This window comes from Shewanella sp. 10N.286.54.B9 (assembly GCF_041468565.1).
Taxonomy (GTDB): Bacteria; Pseudomonadota; Gammaproteobacteria; order Enterobacterales; family Shewanellaceae; genus Shewanella.
Map to the genome: position 1 here is coordinate 1 of NZ_JBFRIY010000077.1, position 16,117 is coordinate 16,117.

Below are 16,117 nucleotides of genomic sequence, written 5' to 3' on the forward strand. Positions count from 1 at the left end.
CCTTCAAAGAGCTTGAGAGCGCTGTAGGTATCGATATTTACTTTGCAGATCCTTATAGCTCATGGCAAAGAGGAGCTAACGAACATGCAAACGGCCTCTTAAGGAGATACTTCCCTAAAGGAACCGACTTTTCATCAGTCACAAGCGAACAGTTAGAAACCATTGTAAACTTAATAAATAGCAGACCCAGAAAGATACTCAATTACAAAACACCAGCAGAACTTTTTGAATGAATTGGAGTGGTGCACTTAGATCTTGAATTCGGACTTTTTTCCAAAGTGGCAGTGTGTAACTCAAGGTAGGCTAAAGCTTAGTCGAGAGAGATGAGAAAGCAAAAGATATGGCTGTCCTATCTTTTCGCAACAAAAAGATGAGGCGAAAGCGCCTCATCTTTGGTTAGTGACAGGAGCCATATAAAGATATGGCTGTCCTATATTTTTCTTTGTGACAGGAGCCATTAAAAGATATGGCTGTCCTGTGTATATTTTTTTTGGTTAGGTCTAGGAGCCATTAAAAATATGGCTGTCCTGTGTTTTCCTGTGGCTAGTCTTTTGGGTGTAACTTCGTAAACTTCCACTAGTGATGAACACATTCCCACGCTTCGATATCTTAACGTTAGTCGGTTATGTTATTGATTAACAATGGCTGGCTAGTCTTTTGGTGGGTTATCCATGCGGCTACAAAAAGCAGCAACAAAAAGATGAGGCTCAAGCGCCTCATCTTTGCTTAGGTCTAGGAGCCATTAAAAGATATGGCTGTCCTGTGTTTTTTTCTGTTTATTTTTGCTGTTTATTTTTGTTTCTGTTTATAGTTTTTAAGTTTAATACTCACCACGGTTAATAACTTCGGGGTCTGGACTTAAAATCATTAGGTTACTTTGCTGATTAGATAATACAAAGCGGAACCCTGTTTTACCTGCTTTTGCGTCGGTATCAATCAAATCTATATATGAGCCTCTATTGTCTTGCCCTAGCTCAACTTCATCAATAATGTTATCGAACGGAGTGGCGAATGCAGCACCTGTAAATTCAAGCCCTTTTTCAGTTTTATCAACTAAATAATAGCGGATAGTTGTAGGTTCGCTGACAACAAAGCTACCTGTCACAGGAATTGGTTTACCGTCTTCATCCTGGGTGTAATTGAATTGAGGTACTTCATCATTATTTAGGGTTACAGTGAGGGTGAATTCTACAATTTTTGTTTCGTTAGGCATTTTCTCTTCCTTTGGTGGTGTGTTTACAATATGGTTTTAAGGTAATCCATTTGCTACTTCGTATATGGAAGCTAGAATTGACTAGTTTTAAAGCCTGATTTTTTAAGAAAAATAACTAAGTCTGTCTGGCTATCAAGTTCATTTAAGCATGCTAATGCTTCGGCATAAGATATGAGGTACTTTGGTGATTTATTCGTTATAACAATGTTTTTCAGTAAACTTTTAGCTTGTTCACATAAATTTAATTGAAGAGGTTGGTGAGAGAAAGCTCTATTTAATTTTACTTTTAGTAGTTTTATTGCAGCTAGACTTCCTTGATTCTGCTTATTCCCCGGATTCAAAAATACAATTTGTTCAAATAGTGCTGAAGAATAATGAATATGTTTTTCTGCATCTTTATAATTACTGTTCGTGATAAAATACTTTGCTGCTGCAAGGTGGAAGTGCGCCATTACCTTCTTGAGTTGAGGGGATTTTTGTAGTGAACTATCATTTTTGAGTATGATAGATATATGTTCAGGGCGAAAGTTTTTATTTAGGTCGGTAGAGTAATTAGCGAACATCATTATGTTAAAATAAGCATAATACTGCTGAATTCGCCAAACATCATTTTGAGGATCTTGTTTGAGAGCATTTGATATTGCTACGTGAGCAAGTTTTGCCTGTGTAAGAGCATCATCTTGCCGTCCGAGATAATTATATGTTGAAGCCAATACAATATGGCTTCCCGCTAATCGGTCAAGGGTATAAGGATTTTTGCTGGAGGTATTGTACAGCTGGCTTTGAATTTGCTGATGAATAGCAATAGCCTTATGTATATTCCCTTGCGCCAATTCTGCACTAGCTAACCATGATCGAGCATTAGCAACATCTGCAATTAACTTCTTATTAGTTTTATCTCCTGATAAGGCTAGTTGTTTTAATTCCAGTGAAGCTTCAAACCCTCTGCGCGCACTTTCAAAATCCTGCAGTTTCATTGAAACAGAACCTAACGAACTTTGTGCATAAGAAAGCTCCATCAGTGCATCATTATCCTCTGGCGCAATATCAAACATGGTTTGACTATAATTCTTATAGATCTTCCACCACACTCTTGCCGCATCCCAGTCGCTGTTATCGTAATCGAGCTGGCCTATCCAAAAGGCGTTGGCGCCGAGGGTTTTAAGCAGTTCAAGATTATGCGGTTGTTTTTCTAGCAGCGCGGTGAGCTTGTTGCGGGCGGCATGAAAAGCGCTGCTGGCTTCATCTAATTTATTCCGTGAATAGGCGACTTCACCCATTGCCTCAAGGGTTTGCGCATGTTGAAAATTTGCTTCAAAACCTAAATTATTGTCAAGGCTATCATCGCTCAAGCTGTCGTCACTAAAGTATTCTAACGCCTTGTTGCTGATGCCATCGAGCAGGTCCATACGGCCGATGCCACGCATTTTGTCGGCGAAGTCACCGACCATAAAGCCGAGTAGGTTTTCAGCGGCGAGGCGTTTTTGCAGCGCCATTTTCTGCGCCTCATTACTCTTGTAACTCATGATGACTGACACCACTGATAATAGGCAAAGGGCGGCTATGGTCAGGTGCCTACGCCAGCGCTTTTGTTGCTGCTGCTTAGCGGAGGCTTTGATGAGTTCATGCTCTTCGGCGTCGATACTGAACAGCGGATTTTTCTGCAGAGATTGCGCTTCAATGAGCGGTTTGCCCTCGGTGAGCAAGTAAGCACTATTTTTATGCTCTTTACGCCAGCGCTTAGCTAGGTGGTAGAGGCGGCTTTTTATCTGCAGGTCGCTTAGATGCGCTTCAATCCATTTGGTGGCACGCGGCCAGCGTCTTAATAGTGCTTCGTGAGCGATACTGAAACAGGGCTCATCATTTTGTAGATGGGAGACAAACAAACGGCTGTCGACCATGGCCTGCACTAATGCGGTTTCTGACTCGGTTTTTAACTGCGACCAGCGGGCGGTGCGACTGGTAATTGAGGTTTCATCTTCACGCAAGGTGACCAGTAACGATAACACCTGTGGCAGGCTGGCTTTTTGTGCATAGGTTAAAGCGTTAATCGCATCTTCGGCGTTTTTGCCAATTGCCCCTTCAATACCACCAAGTTCTTGGTAGACCGACAGCAATAACTGGTTGTCGCTACTGCGACGCAGATACAGTGCCTGCAACATAAACTGCAGCATGGGCAGGGCGTCGGGGTTACTTGCCGCTTCGCTGCAGATGATTTCATCGAGCGGCATGGCGGTGTCTGGATCGTTATCCCAAGTTAGGTTCGCGGCGATAGCCGGCAGGCGGATCATCTGTAGCAGTTCGCTGCGTGAGGGTGGCGCTAAGTCAAAATGGGCACCGCGACTCTTGCCCGCCATGAGTGTGGGGTAGTTGACCAGCAGTGGGTAAAACTCATTACGACATGCACTCAATACAAGTACAGTGCCTGAGGTCGACAAATGCTCAATGAGCTCGACGAACTGGTGGCGCTCATCATCATTAAATAGCGGTGATGAAAGTAAAATCTCTAACCTATCGATAAACAGAGCGAAGTGAGTAAAGTCACTACTTTGATTTTTCAAGGCTTGCTGGCAAAGCTGAATAATACTATTGGGCTCGACTTGTATGGCGCTGGCTAAGGTGTCGGCGCTGTAGCCATCAAATACAGGTAGATCGTTCAACTCCCAGTCGAGCATGGTGCTGGCAAGTTCAATAAACAGCTGCGAGCTAGCCACATCGGCAAAATCTAGTTCGCTATAAGAGGCCACTTTGACACTGTTATAGCCTGCAGTTGTCATTAAGTTTGGCATCACGCCGGCGTTAATTAGTGAAGATTTTCCGCTGCCGCTAGGGCCGAGGGTGAGACAGAACGCGCGGCCATATTTTATCTGTTGGCTGATCCTGTCTAGCAGCACACTTACCTGTTTACCACGGCCAAAGAATACGTCGGCATAGTCAGCGGAGTATGCTTGCAGGCCTGGAAAAGGTGAACCACTTAGCCAGCTTTGACTGTCGGCAGCTTCCTCTTGGCCAATAGGAAAGCGTACTTCTGCTAAGGTGCGGTAACCGCGCTTGCGAATAGTTTCGATAAAAATGGGTGAGGTAGCACTGTCGCCAAGGGCGCGACGAATTTGATTAATGATTTTATGCAGCGGGTTGTCACCCACGTCGGTATTGGGCCAACAGTGGTGCACTATGTCGTCGCTACTTAACACTTCACCAGCGCGCTGACAAAGTAGGTTAAGTACATCCATGGCTTTAGGTTCTAACTGCTTAAGCTGTTTACCGTTTCTTAGGCTATTGGCATTAGGATCGACTTGCCAGTCACCGAAGAAAAAAGTGTTATCACTCATAGTTTCATTCCATTGGCCCTATAGGGTGGCGCAAATGACCTAGGGTAAGGTTGTTCCTACTGTATTTACCCGGAAAAATAGTCAAAAAAAATTCATAAATCAGACGGTTAAACACTAAATTGTTAATGATTATGGCATCGTTCTTGGTGTAGTTAAAGTGTGAATGTTGTTAATTTGTTGTTTAATTTTAATATGGCTGTCCGTAAAGGGTTAGATGGCTACTGAAGCAGATAATTTAAGTTGGCTTAAAACGATTAGTAATAGTGTTATTTCAAAAAAAGCTTATTTTTATTGGTTTGAGGAGTTAGTAGGTCTTTACTTATTGGTGAATTTGTCCGATGTTTAGCCTAGTAGGTGTGGCTTTGGTCAGTGGAGGACAATATGACAGTATTAGCTATGGGCTTTGTGGTGCTGTTTATAGGCATTGCTTGTATGGGATTGCCGGAGCTTAATCGTACGTTAAAACGTAATGATAGGCAGCAGTGGGATAGTTTACTGGGTTCGCAGGGGCGTTTTATGGCTTCTTTTGATAGGTTGACGTTATTTTTCTGGACACTTGGGCGTGGTTTCGAAGTCTCAGACAATATTGAAATTCAATACGCTGGTCATCAAGCTTTTAAACAAGCAACTCGAGTGAAATATACCATTTTATTGGGTACATCTCTGATTATCATTGGCTTCATTATCTCGCTATTTGGCTGATTAAAGCCGCTATTACAATTGCAACCGCGGCTTTGCTAACCAAACTTAGATGACTTGGTTAATCTACAGCAACCATTACATTGCTTGCCTTGATAATGGCATATGCATCACCACCGACCACTAGGCCAAGTTGTTGGCACGATTTTTTAGTCACAACAGAGGTGATCTCAACGCCTGGCGCTAGTTCAATAACAACTTCGTTATTGACTGAACCTTCGTCGATAGATTTGATTTTGCCATTGAGGGTGTTACGTGCGCTGATTTTCATCGGTTAGTTCCTTTAATGTATAAAGCGCTAAGTATACGTAATGTGCTGTTATCTATATAATTTAAATGTGAAACAGTTACATTTGTTTGAACTGAATCGCAACTTTTCAATAAAAGCTAATATTCAACTCTTTTTTGGTGGATTTATAGTTTAAGTTGTTGTTGTAGAATGAAATATAAAACTCGCTAGTTAATTGTGCTATCTCCTGCTTTGTTGCTAACTTCCTTTTTTGCTTTGCTCACATAGTTAACTGAGCTAATACCTTGCGATGATTAAATGATAAAGGGCTATAGCCCTCTAGTTCACGTTGGCTTTTACTGTGGTGACCCTTGCCTTTTTTGCCAAAAATCACTTTCTGGCCAACGCTGCTCTTGATTATAAAAGTAGGCTTTTTGCTCAAGGTAATTAATAAAACTGTGGCCTAGATTGTTGCGATATTGATTGAGCTCTTGGGCGTTATTGCTGAGCCAAGCTTTAATTGCTGTTGCGGCATCTATGCCATTTTTAAGGGCTTTGTAGATCCCTTGTGAGCTAATAGGATCGAAGCTTGATGCAGAGTCGCCAACAGCAAGCCAGCACTGGTCGGCAGGGGGATCCATAATGGCGGACTGGGCAATCCAAGTGTGCAGGTTGCTTGGGGTTGCTTGACCTGCAATAGGGCTAATATGTTGGGTGAGTTGCAGCGCGTGCTGCCAAGCATCAATGCTTTTGAGCTGCTTTTGCTTGATAACCTCGGCGTCGCTGGCAACAGTGACGATGACCTTATCATTTGGTAGGTGAGCTAAATACCACCAGCCGTAATCAACTGCCTCAAGCAGGGTCATCTGCTGATAACTCTGTTTAGTGATGATGTCGCTAGCGTTAAAGTAGCCGCTTACTGCAACGAGCTGATCTTCAACTTGTACTTTAGCGTTAAATTGGCGGGCAACTTTAGCGCTACGGCCTGTGGCATCAACGATAAAGCGACATCGAATTTGGGCTTTATTACGTAGAGTCACTTGAATCGGATAGGGGTGTTGCTCTTGGGTTAAGCTAGCAAAATGGCTGTTTTTCAACAGTGCGCCGCCCTGTTTTTCGACCTGCATGGCGAGAAATCTGTCGAATGCGCTGCGGTTTAAATGCCAGCCGTTGCCCTGGGGATTAAACAGGTAGTCGTTGTAGCCAAGTTGATCGCTGCCCCAGCTTGAGTAGCTGCCTAAGCAAGGTGCATGTTTTTGTGCACTAAAGGCGTTCCAGATCTCCAGTTGTTCGAAGAGTTCGCGGCTGTTGGGTGGGATGCTCTCGCCAATTCGAGGGGCAGTGTAGTCACTGCCCTCGACGACAAGCGTATTGTTAACCCCAAGGTTGTGCAACGCAATCGCTGTTGCACAACCTGCAGGGCCCCCTCCGACGATGATGACGTCATAGAGTGGTTTCATCGCTTACCTCTTTTTGTTGATGGCAGTTTCGTTGCCAGCAATCATCGGCCAAGGGGTGGGTTGCTTCAGTTCTGGGGTTTTACCTTCGAGCTTACTTTCCACTTCTAGATAGACATCATCGGGGTAGCATTGGCCGTCATCTATGATGCTGGCTTGCACTATCACACCAATGTCGTTCCATTTTTCAAGCATCTCACTGTACTGCCAGAAGCGGCCTGCATTGGCTAAGTTACCACTGTCCGTTGGGCTATTTTCTCCCGGTACTGTGCCGCGGCCTCTAACTGAGTAACGCTGTGGCGGTAGGCCGTGACGGTCTTTATCTATCTGTGAGTCTTGAAAGTCTTGGGCGGTATAAACCGTCACTGGACGCTGGGCTGGCCACGACCAATAGAGAGTTTGGGAGTCTTGCGTGTTGGGAGAGGTTTGATGAATAGCACAAGAGTTGTAGTCTGCATGCCATGGCAGTGCCATAAATTTAGTGGCATCGCCTGGCTCTAGCCCTAGGTGTTCAACATCTTCATGGCGAGGGATCCAGCCAAGGGTCAGTAACGGCGCTTTATAACCAAGGCTTTGGTTGCTGACGGCGGCGTAATCGAGTGTTTTGTGATGAATTCGGAACGGCCCTGCACCTTGCTGCCAGTTTGTGACATACATGCTGGGCTCGCGGATCACCCAGGTCATATCAATACCTGGGCTAAAGCGACCTCCAAGGCAGTTTTGCAGCGTGGCTCGGTCTAGGTATTCTCCCGCGCCAAGTGGCTTGTCGTTACTCTTTTTATACTGGTGATTAGACCAACAATGTAGAGCATGGTATTGGCTCACCGTTGGGCTGAGAAACGGTTTGCCGCCAGCGGGACTTGAATCGCCAAGTGCCAATGGCATTAGCGGTGCTCCCACGTCGATAGATTGTGAGCGCCAGCTTGCTTGCTTTCCGGCATTGGGTTGGCGAATGTAGGCAAGGCCCGCCAAAATGGTTTCGTCGGGATTGTCGTCGGCGCTGATACTGTCGACACTGTTATGGGCGTCAATGGCAAAACTAGGCAGATAGGCATTCCACAATTGCTGCGCTGTGGCTCTGAAGATAGGTTTAATGTGGTCGTCGAAAGCCGGCTGATAGTTGGGGTTAAACTGACCGTTACTGAAAATGGCTGGATCTAACTCTAACTCTCGTAAAAATAGATCATATGCTTCGTCAAACAGTGATACGACATTGAGGGTTTGCGGCGCATAGCTTGGGTCTGTCACCACCACCCAGCCACCAAAGACTGTGGCAGTTGTGCCATCGTCAAACTGCACCGTGGCATTGACTGGACCGTCAGAGGTGTCGTCAAACCATTGGTCATTATTGACGGGATTATTTATCTGTACTTTATCTTTTGCATCTAGCTTCCATGCGTTACTTTTACCGTAACCACCAGCAACAATGAGTCGACCACAGCTGTCGGTTTCCATCTCTCCTAAGCTATCGATACGCCCTTGAGGTGTTTCTAATTGCTCAAAATGCATATATGGGAAGGACTGTGGATAGTCGGGTAGCTGTTGGATTTCAGCATTTTTTTCGATAGATGCGACGTGATTAGGGTTAAATTCTACTTTGCCATTACAGCCTTTCAGCACCCGTGGGCCGGCATCAATAATTAGCTTTTTGAGTCGCTCGCCATTGTATGGGTCTAGACCCTCGCGCAAGTTTCTTAAGGTCGGCGTGGCACCATTGTCATAAGCGACTGCACCATGGTCGTCATCATTGGCAAACCAGCTACATTTTTTGTTGGCTAGATGGACACTCCAAACAATGTCGACGACCTTCTTGCCATCGATAACGCTGCCAATTTTAATCTCTTGTCCATCTGCTGCTGGATATTGTTCTACCTTCTCTTCAGGATAGGCAAAAATACGAAAGCGTGCCGCTTGGCGTTTAAAGGCACCACAGGCATCACGGAACTCTGAGCTTTTTATGATGGTATTTTCAGTGCCAGGACGAATAGGTAACCCGCCAGTTGTAGGATCGCAGGGCTTACCGGGTTGCGGCATTGCGGCAATGGATTCTGGTGCAAGATAATACTCACTGCTATTGCCCACGCGAGCAATACCAATAGCTGGATGAATTTTAAAAATAGACTGGCTCATGATTATTGCTCCGTTTGGCTTTGTGAAGTAGAGAATACTGGGACGACTCCGTTTTCCCAGCAGGCGGCTATTGCTGCGCCGACTTTGTACATGGTGGTGCCAAACTCGGCGCCAGCCTCATGCTGTACCTGCTCGACACTGATGCCATTCTCTTTGGCCAACTGTTGTTGATAAATAGGGTTAAACACAATATTCATTAGCTGTAGGAAATGACCAAAGTGGCTAACGAGGATCTGCTGGTTTTGAAGTCCTCTAGGGCTGCCAAAATTTAACGGAAAGGTTGCTGGCAGTGTTTGCTTTCGCAGGTAAGTAAACTTTTGGAAGTGATCCCAATAGGGCTGAATGTCGTCAACATGGTTTTGATACTCAGGTGATAGCTGCTCCTGTTGGTAGTCTTCAAAACGTTGCTCAATGGGGACGTCTCGATTGATTTTCTCATCGGGCCAAGCTGCGCCTTCGCCTTGATCGACGATCAAATCGATTAGCCCATTAACTTGTTTGAACCCCTCACAGCAATCTTTGCTGACCGTTAGCGAGCTGACCTCTGGGTAAGTGGATTGGAAATGAGCAACTTGGTTATTATTGGCAATGATGCATTCGCTAAGTACCGCCGCACCTTCGCGGATTGCATTGTAGATCTCACCAATTGAGCTGTACTCATCGCTGTTAGGGTTTAAGGTTGCCGGGCTAAGCTCACCAGGGCATTCGATAATACACATAGTGTTGATACGCTCAACATCCATCGGCCCTATTTGAGTGCTATAAGGGCTGAAGACTTTTGTGGGTTGGTTGGGGTTTTCGGTAAAGTCTAGGTGTGGAACCTCTTTGCCATAGTGAGGGGCTGTAATGTGCAGATCAACACCGTAGGCGTTAGCGATATTGGCTGCACACTGCATATGCAGCATCTCTTGGTTAACCACTGAACGTACTAAGCGTCTGGCCTCAGAGGCTTGGTCGATGACGGAGTACATTGCCGACATATAATACGGAATGGTATAAAGTTCGACGTCGACGGCCCACTGTAGATGCTCCCGCAGAGCCTCAATGGTCCAGAGGTTTTTATTTAAAATCCTTTTGGGATGCACTATGTCGTGACTGGTTAGCAGTTCTTGCTGCGTTCTCATCCCGAGAAATTGTTTAATACTCATCATGTATTTCCTTTTGGTGCGCTGCATAAATTAGCTGGGTTTGCCCCATTGCTACTGGGTTATAGAGTGTCTGCTTGCAGGTTGTTGGCCTCAGCGGCACTATCTGCTTGGCCAGCTTTATCGCTGTGTTTAGCTGTTACGTCAGCCGTTGCGGCATATGCACTGGCCATGGCTGTCGCTGCTGAAATAAACAGGGTTAGTTGGTTTTTCAAGTAATGCTTAGATGTCGTTTGCTGTAGATGTGTTTGCTTAACTTGCATGACGGTGACTCCTTGTCGTCAATTAACATCCATTGTTAACTGTGTTACTCATTTACACTCGAAATAGAGGTTAGGTGAGATCGCTACTTGTAACCTTTCGGAAATCTTCTTTTTAATTAAGTTATTACTTATCAGCTGCTTGATATGGCTTTCGATTTGTTTTGTTGCAGATGTTGGGCGCTAGGTTTTTTTGGGGGGCGGGAGCTTACCTGAGGCTAGACTATGCTTGAGCTGTGATGGTTAGATGATAAGAACATTAAAGCTAATGTTCTTATCCCTATGTGTTTTAAAAGGTGGATTAGCCGATAGCGGGAGTTTGGCCGCTATGGGTTTTGTGTAAACTTTTTAACAGCATATAAATAGACGTTGTGGTCAACACAAAACCTAAATACAAAATCAGCGAATGCGCAGAACGGTTGCTGTGCTCGGCAATGATGGGACCAAAAACGGAGCCGACACTGTAACTGAGTAGCATTAACTCAGTCGCTGCGACTATCTTTTCAGCTCCTATGGCTTCACAAGCAAGCGTGATTGCAATGGGGTACAAGGCAAAGCAACTTGCACCTAGAATAAAGTAGCTCACGCTGATGATTAGCATTGATTTGCCGTCTAACACTCCCACAATACCTATGGTTCCAAGTAGACAAAACAGCGCCATCAGTAAGCTTTTACTGACTCTTATCGATAAAAAGCTCACTAATGGTTGAATGAGCATACCGCCAATAATAATCACTGCCATTAGAAATGCTGTTTTATCGGTACTGGCAAGCTGGGTATTAATGTAGCTTGGCATCAAGCCATATATAGGCCCGAGCAACATACCTGAGACTAGGCAACCTATAATGGCAGGCGTGCTGATCTTGCGTGCTTCTTTCAGCCCTATTTTTTGATGCTGCAACTGTAAAGGCTGCCCCTTTTTAACCAGCAGTGGCGGCAGTATGGCAATTAGCAATAACCCTATGACACAAAAAAATGGAGTTAAGCCATTGATACCAATAGGACCAATTGCAAGCTGACCTAGGGCGCTACCGCCATAAAGCGACATCATATATAAACCTAATCGCTTAGCTCTTTGTTTAGCGCTATCGGCCATGAGTAGCCAAGACTCCACCACGACAAATACGCCAGCAACAGCTATGCCAGCAATGAATCGTGCCGCTAACCATACCGGCGCAACTGGAAGCATGAGCATCAACAATATGGTTGCTATCAACAGAGATAGGAACAGGATAAGTGCCAAGCGATGACCGCTCTTAGTGATAACAGACTGTACCGCCATCGTGCCCACGAGTATGCCTAGGTAGAAAATACTGGCTAACCAAGCTGTCAGTGAACGGTCCATGCTAAATGAGGTTAACGACAGTGGTATAAGGCTCATTAGAAAGCCGGAAGCGATTGCAAAAAAGGCTAATCCTGTCACTGGGGTGAAGGTGCTATTTTTCGCAGTTAAAAAGGCAGATTTATCCACCTTGTACTCCTGAATGTATATGCTTTTGCATGTTTGATGCTAAATATCGGGAAGCGGAGTTTAGGCTTTTTTTTTATAAAGTAAAGATTATTTTTTGAACATTGTTGGCTTGTGGGTGCTAAAGAGTTGGTTCCATGGTTAACCCTATGTTTTAATTGTTATTTACCTGTCTTTGTGGTTGTTGGTTTTGGCGGGGCTACTTGTTTGTTAAGGATTGCTGACGTTGATTTTATTGTCGGTGGGATTGCGAGAGAAAGTATTTTAGATTGTTATGGTTTATCTTGTTTGAGCTCGATATGTTGTAAAGCAGCAATAAATGACAGGTTTTCTTGCCATTTATTGCTGTTCTAGACGCTGAGGTAGTGGCTAGCTTAAGGTCAGTGCCACTATTTTAAGTGGGTGGTTGCCATCAAACGAGGGGAAGTCTTGATGGCAATCAAGCCAAGTATGGTGGGTGACTTGGCGGCCTTGTTTTTCAACGCAGCGCACTAAGCTGTCAAACCAAGCTTGGCGATCCACTTTGGCGACATTGTTACAACAGACAATGGTGCCTTTTGCTTTGGTGGTGAGTAGTGCCGGCTTAAACAAACTTTGGTAATCATTGATCAGATCGACAATTCCAAATGGGCTCTTAGCGTATCTTGGTGGATCTAAAAAGACTAAATCAAATTGTGTTGCTGCGAGTTTTGGATAGGCTGGAAGCTTTTGGTTTCTGCGCCCTCCCACTTTTAGTCCTGCTAATTGTCTGAGGGCGGGGAATGCATCGCTTTGTACAAACTCACAGATATCTTCAACATGGTTGAGCTGGGCATTTTTCTTGCCTGCAGCCAGCGCAAATGAGGAAAAGTCGATATTTACCACTCGAGACGCACCGCCAACCGCTGCAGCAGTACCAATACCACAAGTGTAGGAGAACAGGTTCAGTACGCTGCAACCTTCACTGTGCGCTTTGACGTATTCGCGGCCAACTCGCATATCTAAAAATAGCAGTGGATCTTGCCCTTCATGGCGTAATTTACTGCTAAACAACATGCCATTTTCCAGCATTTTCTGCTCACTTGTGGCAAAGGTTTCATTCTCGTCGCTTAAGGGGTTAAGTACGCGAGAGTTTTTGTTGGATCGATCGTTATAAATAACCGGTAGTGGTGTTTGTTGAGTGAGTTGCTCCGATACTTGAGCTAGCTCCTCCTCGGTCAATGACTGATGAAAACTTTGAATCAACCAAGCTTCGCCGTAACGATCGATGTTGAGGCCATTAACACCTTCGACAGTGCCGTGAAAAATACGATAGCAATTAGTGTCATTTTCTTCGGCGTGAGCAAGAAATTGAGTACGCTTACTAATGGCAGACGCCAAAGCTTGTGGAATTGACTGAGGCGTTGGGCTTATCGACATAAATAATGGGCTCATTTGAAATAAGGACAGATAGGACGAGCTAATAATAGCAAATTTAATATGATAAATATCATTGCTGCTGGGGGATTAATGGTTTTGTACTGTAATGACTATTGCTAAAGCATAATGTATGTTTTTATTGCTAGAGTATGAAAAAGGATAAGGCTAGAAGGAGTTTCAGTGAAAATAGTATTAGTGCACGGCATTTTTAATACCGGACACGTGATGCGCTGGATGCAGCATCAGCTGACAAAAGCGGGTCATGAATGTTTTTCTCCTACCGTTGGCCCCTTTGATGGGCGCTTGGGGATTGAACATGCTGCTGAAAATTTAAAACAGCAGATAGATAGCTATTTTGGAGAGGCCGATGAGTTAGTGTTAATTGGTTTTAGCATGGGCGGCATCGTCGGTCGCTATTACCTACAATTATTGGGCGGGGCGAGCAGAGTGAGCCAGTTCTTTAGTTTATCAACGCCTCACGCAGGTAGTATTTGGGCTTACCTGCCTTATCCGTCTAAAGGGGTTCGGCAGCTGCGACCTAAAAGCGAATTGTTAGGTAAGCTCAATGCCACTGTTAGCAGCCTTGAAGGGGTTGTGTTGTATTCCTATCGCACCCCGATAGATCTTACTATTGTGCCTAGTGTTAGTTCCGTTTGGGCGGTGGCAGAGAATAAGTCTTTTTGGATTGTTCTACACCTTAGCGTGATTTTTAGTCGTAAAATAGTTAATGAAATCAATGGGAATTTGCCAAGTTAACATTGTTTCTGCTTAAACAGAACGTCGATGCTCTAAGGGGCTCGCTGTTTCTGAACTGTGGTTGCTGCTTGGCAACTTCTTACTTAGTTGAGCATTTTCCTCAGCTAATAGTGCTTGTTGATAAGCATGTTTAAGATCGGTTTCAATATTTGACTTAAAGCGGGTGAGCAGTTGTTTTGTTGGGTTATCAAATTGAGTAGGTTGCGAATCTAACATGCAGATAGTGCCAAATATGTCACCGTTGGGCCAACAGATAGGTAAACCTAGATAGGCAATCAAGCCGAGTTTAATATCTGGGTTTTTAGCCCAATTTGGATCTTGAGTGGCATCGTTAACAACTAACTCTTTCTTACCTGTAATCACTGCTTCGCAATATAAGCCAATACCTAAACGTTCTCGATCTTTTGCTTTAAACGGGTTATTCGGAGTGTTGGCGGCGATAAAAACTTCTATTTCTCTGGGGTAGGCTCGCATCACTAATATGGCGGGGATGCGAGATATTTCTGAAACCAAATTGACCATCTCTTGCCAGCTTTGACAGATGTCATGGTGAATGTCGATCTCTTGTGTATCGAGAGCAATCATATCTATATTCCTTTTGCAGATAATAGGCGCGATTCCGTGCAACCTTAATAAATAGTTAAGTTGGTTTCTGGCCAAAATCAACTTAGATTCTAAGAAATCTGCGATAAAAAAGCAGATTTTATACCGATTGGATTAAGTACTTTGCCACGTAATAGTCCCTCATAGATTTAAATTCAAGCCGTATTAGGTACAGAAATCGTTATTTCCTTGTTAGTGTATTGCTATTAGATATTTTGATTATTTACTGTTACGAATGAGGTTAATAAACAGCGCGCTGGCAATCAGTACCTGTCGCTGGAGGTGAAAGGAGACATAGCTGCGACGCTTACCTTGGTATTTTGCACCGTCTAAGCGTTCAGTTAATGCTTCACCTGTGTGGACCACTACTCCACCGAGAAAATCCATTAGCTTAATGCCAATGTCTGAGCGCGCTTTATAGCCAAAAGAGGTGTTCTGTGGATCTTCAACCAAGGTCAATAGTAGTTGTGCAACGAAGTCTTGTGAAACGTGGGCTCCGCCTAGATAAGTACTTAGCATGTAGAGGCAACCTGGTTGATTGCTGCTTATTAGGTGAGCAGGTGTTAACTCATGGTCTTGGAGTTTACCGAAAAGTAGTTGCTCAAACGTTTCCTGGCTGACTTTTACCATAAAAATGTGGCCAGCGAGTAAACCATTGACCAGATAAAAAGAGACTTCGGTGGAGTCGACATCAGCTAACGATTTTATAAAATCTTGACTCCAATGCTCTCGTCCTCGACTGAGGTTGGTGTGATAGTTGGCTATCCAACCGTACATTTGTGGTGCTTCATCTGCACGCTTACACAGTTTATCGAAGCTAACATTTTCAGGAGAAATATAGGGATGAGCTCCCATCACATGATTGTACTTGAACTGCTGTTCTAACATTTTGTTGAATGCGTCGAGCGAGGGTAATTGTTTGAGCTCAAAAGCGGGATCACATAATAGTGTATGGGGTTTGTCGCCAAAGAACTCCATAAGCGCAACCTGTCTACGCAAATTAGGGCTAACCTTTGCTCGCTCCCAACGACTGATTGTCAAAGAGTCGAGATCGGCAAACAGTTCATGATAATCAATCAGATCATAGGCTAGCGCTTCTTGAGACAAGCCTTTTTGAGCACGTCGCTGGGTAATGTAATCTGCAATGCCTGCAAATTTGTCTGATTTCATGCTGACCCCTTTGTCTTACTCGATAAATACCAACACCGAACAATTTGATTTCAACCAGGGACTGTTGATCTTTCGAGCTTAGTTTTTGTTCGAATTCAATTATTTTAGTACAAGGCTTGAGCGATGATGCTTAGCTGGCTAAGCGAAAGGCTCGTAACGCAGTCTAGTCATAAAAGAATAAAAGAATAAAAGAATTGAAACGAACCCAAAGGGCCACGTTGCTTGGCTATTTTTACTGTGTTGTAGACTATATTGTG

14 protein-coding genes are annotated in these 16,117 nt (G+C 44.3%); 3 read left to right on the forward strand and 11 right to left on the reverse strand.

Translation table 11 applies throughout. The annotated features are described in order from the left end of the window. A partial coding sequence (locus AB4135_RS20875; RefSeq protein WP_371995351.1) for an IS30 family transposase occupies positions 1 to 233 on the forward strand: 233 nt, incomplete at its 5' end. 587 nt (positions 234 to 820) lie between these two features. Here AB4135_RS20875 and AB4135_RS20880 read toward each other — a convergent pair. Further along, positions 821 to 1,213 carry a DP-EP family protein gene (locus AB4135_RS20880; RefSeq protein ID WP_371995352.1) on the reverse strand — a complete coding sequence of 131 codons (393 nt, stop codon included), beginning with the start codon at positions 1,211 to 1,213 and terminating at the stop codon, positions 821 to 823. A 71-nt stretch (positions 1,214 to 1,284) separates the two neighbouring features. After that, complete coding sequence (locus AB4135_RS20885; protein WP_371995353.1) at positions 1,285 to 4,545, reverse strand: winged helix-turn-helix domain-containing protein; 3,261 nt, start codon at positions 4,543 to 4,545, stop codon at positions 1,285 to 1,287. 381 nt (positions 4,546 to 4,926) lie between these two features. On the opposite strand from AB4135_RS20885, the gene AB4135_RS20890 reads away from it, so the two are divergent. After that, positions 4,927 to 5,247 (forward strand): hypothetical protein, encoded by a 321-nt coding sequence (locus AB4135_RS20890; RefSeq protein ID WP_371995354.1) that lies wholly within the window; start codon positions 4,927 to 4,929, stop codon positions 5,245 to 5,247. 58 nt (positions 5,248 to 5,305) lie between these two features. On the opposite strand, the gene AB4135_RS20895 is transcribed toward AB4135_RS20890, so the two are convergent. From AB4135_RS20895 to AB4135_RS20925, 7 genes are all read right to left on the reverse strand, one after another. Beyond that, positions 5,306 to 5,515 carry a molybdopterin-binding protein gene (locus AB4135_RS20895; protein ID WP_020910844.1) on the reverse strand — a complete coding sequence of 70 codons (210 nt, stop codon included), beginning with the start codon at positions 5,513 to 5,515 and terminating at the stop codon, positions 5,306 to 5,308. Positions 5,516 to 5,829: 314 nt separating this feature from the next. Then, positions 5,830 to 6,933 carry an FAD-dependent monooxygenase gene (locus tag AB4135_RS20900; protein WP_371995355.1) on the reverse strand — a complete coding sequence of 368 codons (1,104 nt, stop codon included), beginning with the start codon at positions 6,931 to 6,933 and terminating at the stop codon, positions 5,830 to 5,832. Between the two features lie 3 nt (positions 6,934 to 6,936). Then, a complete protein-coding gene (locus AB4135_RS20905; RefSeq protein ID WP_371995356.1) occupies positions 6,937 to 9,060 on the reverse strand; it encodes a LodA/GoxA family CTQ-dependent oxidase in 2,124 nt (707 codons plus the stop codon). Positions 9,061 to 9,062: 2 nt separating this feature from the next. Then, positions 9,063 to 10,208: a ferritin-like domain-containing protein gene (locus AB4135_RS20910; RefSeq protein WP_371995357.1), complete on the reverse strand. Its 1,146-nt coding sequence runs from the start codon at positions 10,206 to 10,208 to the stop codon at positions 9,063 to 9,065. Between the two features lie 59 nt (positions 10,209 to 10,267). Further along, complete coding sequence (locus tag AB4135_RS20915; RefSeq protein ID WP_371995358.1) at positions 10,268 to 10,468, reverse strand: hypothetical protein; 201 nt, start codon at positions 10,466 to 10,468, stop codon at positions 10,268 to 10,270. A 298-nt stretch (positions 10,469 to 10,766) separates the two neighbouring features. Next, on the reverse strand, positions 10,767 to 11,936 hold the full coding sequence (locus AB4135_RS20920) for an MFS transporter (RefSeq protein WP_371995359.1): 1,170 nt from the start codon (positions 11,934 to 11,936) through the stop codon (positions 10,767 to 10,769). Between the two features lie 366 nt (positions 11,937 to 12,302). Next, entirely contained in the window at positions 12,303 to 13,331 is a 1,029-nt protein-coding gene (locus AB4135_RS20925; RefSeq protein WP_371995360.1) for a class I SAM-dependent rRNA methyltransferase, read from the reverse strand. Between the two features lie 180 nt (positions 13,332 to 13,511). Between AB4135_RS20925 and AB4135_RS20930 the strand changes: the two genes are divergently transcribed. Beyond that, positions 13,512 to 14,087 carry an esterase/lipase family protein gene (locus AB4135_RS20930; protein ID WP_371995361.1) on the forward strand — a complete coding sequence of 192 codons (576 nt, stop codon included), beginning with the start codon at positions 13,512 to 13,514 and terminating at the stop codon, positions 14,085 to 14,087. Positions 14,088 to 14,099: 12 nt separating this feature from the next. Here AB4135_RS20930 and AB4135_RS20935 read toward each other — a convergent pair whose 3' ends face one another. Both AB4135_RS20935 and AB4135_RS20940 read right to left on the reverse strand, forming a co-directional pair. Continuing rightward, positions 14,100 to 14,672 carry a GAF domain-containing protein gene (locus AB4135_RS20935; RefSeq protein ID WP_371995362.1) on the reverse strand — a complete coding sequence of 191 codons (573 nt, stop codon included), beginning with the start codon at positions 14,670 to 14,672 and terminating at the stop codon, positions 14,100 to 14,102. A 237-nt stretch (positions 14,673 to 14,909) separates the two neighbouring features. Next, on the reverse strand, positions 14,910 to 15,860 hold the full coding sequence (locus AB4135_RS20940; RefSeq protein ID WP_371995363.1) for a multiprotein-bridging factor 1 family protein: 951 nt from the start codon (positions 15,858 to 15,860) through the stop codon (positions 14,910 to 14,912). Between the last annotated feature and the right edge of the window lie 257 nt (positions 15,861 to 16,117).

Bases quoted from the DNA above. Each gene is read 5' to 3' on its own strand.
- AB4135_RS20880 (WP_371995352.1), bottom strand. From the start codon at position 1,213: ATGCCTAACGAAACAAAAATTGTAGAATTCACCCTCACTGTAACCCTA.
- AB4135_RS20885 (WP_371995353.1), bottom strand. From the start codon at position 4,545: ATGAGTGATAACACTTTTTTCTTCGGTGACTGGCAAGTCGATCCTAAT.
- AB4135_RS20890 (WP_371995354.1), top strand. From the start codon at position 4,927: ATGACAGTATTAGCTATGGGCTTTGTGGTGCTGTTTATAGGCATTGCT.
- AB4135_RS20895 (WP_020910844.1), bottom strand. From the start codon at position 5,515: ATGAAAATCAGCGCACGTAACACCCTCAATGGCAAAATCAAATCTATC.
- AB4135_RS20900 (WP_371995355.1), bottom strand. From the start codon at position 6,933: ATGAAACCACTCTATGACGTCATCATCGTCGGAGGGGGCCCTGCAGGT.
- AB4135_RS20905 (WP_371995356.1), bottom strand. From the start codon at position 9,060: ATGAGCCAGTCTATTTTTAAAATTCATCCAGCTATTGGTATTGCTCGC.
- AB4135_RS20910 (WP_371995357.1), bottom strand. From the start codon at position 10,208: ATGAGTATTAAACAATTTCTCGGGATGAGAACGCAGCAAGAACTGCTA.
- AB4135_RS20915 (WP_371995358.1), bottom strand. From the start codon at position 10,468: ATGCAAGTTAAGCAAACACATCTACAGCAAACGACATCTAAGCATTAC.
- AB4135_RS20925 (WP_371995360.1), bottom strand. From the start codon at position 13,331: ATGTCGATAAGCCCAACGCCTCAGTCAATTCCACAAGCTTTGGCGTCT.
- AB4135_RS20935 (WP_371995362.1), bottom strand. From the start codon at position 14,672: ATGATTGCTCTCGATACACAAGAGATCGACATTCACCATGACATCTGT.
- AB4135_RS20940 (WP_371995363.1), bottom strand. From the start codon at position 15,860: ATGAAATCAGACAAATTTGCAGGCATTGCAGATTACATTACCCAGCGA.